This is a genomic window from Agrobacterium sp. a22-2, from assembly GCF_012276985.1.
GTDB lineage: Bacteria > Pseudomonadota > Alphaproteobacteria > Rhizobiales > Rhizobiaceae > Allorhizobium.
Genome location: NZ_JAAXMM010000082.1, coordinates 1 through 419 on the forward strand (window position 1 = coordinate 1; position 419 = coordinate 419).

The following is a 419-nucleotide window of genomic DNA, read 5'->3' on the forward strand; positions in this document are numbered from 1 at the left end:
TCGATAAGCTTCTCAATCTGCTCACGTTGTTCGGGTGTTACAGATTTTGTATCGTTGGGGATACGTTCAAACTCGGCGCTGCTGATTTCAAATCCGTTTTCTTCCAGGTATTTCTGGATGTTTGAATTTTGGGCGACTTCGCCGTAAATTACAATTTCGTTTTCGTCTTCTTCCAGCTCATCAACTCCGTAGTCGATCAATTCCAGCTCGAGGTCTTCCAACGAGATACCCTCTTTCTTAGCTACGTGGAATACACACTTGTGGTCGAAAAGGAATTCCAGGCTACCTGTAGTTCCCAGCGATCCGCCAAGTTTATTGAAATAGCTGCGTACGTTGGCCACTGTACGGGTGGTATTGTCTGTGGCTGTTTCTACAAAGATAGCGATACCGTATGGTCCGTATCCTTCGTAGTTCATCTC

General features: G+C 45.6%; 1 protein-coding gene. It reads right to left on the reverse strand.

Features of this window, described 5'->3' with window-relative positions:
- Positions 1 to 419 (reverse strand): YebC/PmpR family DNA-binding transcriptional regulator (locus tag HFC70_RS26470; RefSeq protein WP_210259469.1); only part of this gene is annotated, 419 nt, incomplete at both ends.